This window comes from Alysiella sp., from assembly GCF_030525755.1.
Classification (GTDB): Bacteria; Pseudomonadota; Gammaproteobacteria; order Burkholderiales; family Neisseriaceae; genus Simonsiella.
Window position 1 is genome coordinate 1 of sequence record NZ_JAUNEC010000071.1, and the last position, 1330, is coordinate 1330.

Below are 1330 nucleotides of genomic sequence, written 5' to 3' on the forward strand. Positions count from 1 at the left end.
GCCTTGCCCATGATGGTGGCTTGGTATTTGCAAAAACACGAACACCAACTGGACTGGAAACGCTACCTCATCGCCTCCATTCTGGTCATCATTCCAGGCTATCTTATTCTTAAACAACCCGATTTAGGTACGACCATTCTCATTATGTCATCGGGATTTTTTGTGATTTTTTTTTTGCAGGTTTACCTTGGAAAGTTCTATTGGCAGGCACAGTTAGCCTGATTGGCGCACTGCCACTGATTTGGCAATACGGTATGCACGATTACCAAAAAACCCGTGTATTGACCCTGCTTGACCCCACCAAAGACCCATTGGGTGCGGGATACCACATTTTGCAATCCATGACCGCCATCGGCTCGGGTGGATTTTGGGGTAAAGGCTGGTTATACGGTACTCAAACCCATTTGGACTACATTCCCGAATCCACCACCGACTTTATTTTTGCCGTGTACAGTGAAGAATTTGGTTTTGTCGGCAACCTGCTTTTGCTTGCCGTTTATACCCTGATACTCACACGCGGCATGGTCATCGCCGCTCGTGCCAAAACGCTTTACAACCGCACTTTGGCAGGCTCACTCACACTCATTTTATTTTGCTATGTGTTTGTGAACATCGGCATGGTCAGCGGCATTTTGCCCGTTGTCGGCGTGCCTTTGCCACTCATCAGCTACGGTGGCACGGCGACTTTGTCCATCATGCTCATCATCGGCATTCTCATGAGCATCAGCAGCCAAAATCGTCAAAACTGATATTTAGGCTACCTGAAGCCCCCATTAATGGCCTTCAGGTAGCCTATTTATACCCACTGCCCCCAAACAACACTCTTTCGCACCAACCACCCCAACAACATCAACCCAACACAGCTGCCGCCTCAACTCACCACCAGCGACAGATATGGTGAAGTAAAATAAGAAAGATACAAGGCGACCACGCCCGCCGTGTACAAATGGTACATAAGGGCGTAGGCAACGAAGCAGATTGCTTACTTTATACTAGAGCATGGTAAAATCACGGCATTTCATTCCCAATGTTTGCCGAAAGCATCGCCCATGAGTTTAAGCCAAACCCTACAAATTTTTCTCGCCTTTCTGGTTCTGATTAACCCCTTTACCGCACTGGCCTATTTTGTTAGTGCCACACAAAATTTCAATCCGCCAGAGCGCAACCGCGTCATTCGCACTGCCTGCATCAGCCTGTTCATCATCATTACCGTTGCCACATTTGCAGGGAAAGCAATTTTGGACACACTGGGCATCAGCGTGCCATCATTTCGCGTTGTAGGTGGTATATTATTGTTTTTGATTGCATTGGCCATGGTTGGCGGCAATGA

General features: G+C 47.7%; 1 protein-coding gene and 1 pseudogene. Both read left to right on the forward strand.

Annotation, left to right across the window (positions count from 1 at the left end; genetic code table 11):
- Positions 1–749 (forward strand): annotated as a pseudogene (locus tag Q4B82_RS09225) (FtsW/RodA/SpoVE family cell cycle protein); the annotation flags it as partial.
- A 300-nt stretch (positions 750–1049) separates the two neighbouring features.
- Positions 1050–1330, forward strand: a 281-nt coding sequence (locus tag Q4B82_RS09230; RefSeq protein ID WP_303066167.1) for a MarC family protein, incomplete at its 3' end; no start/stop codon positions are given.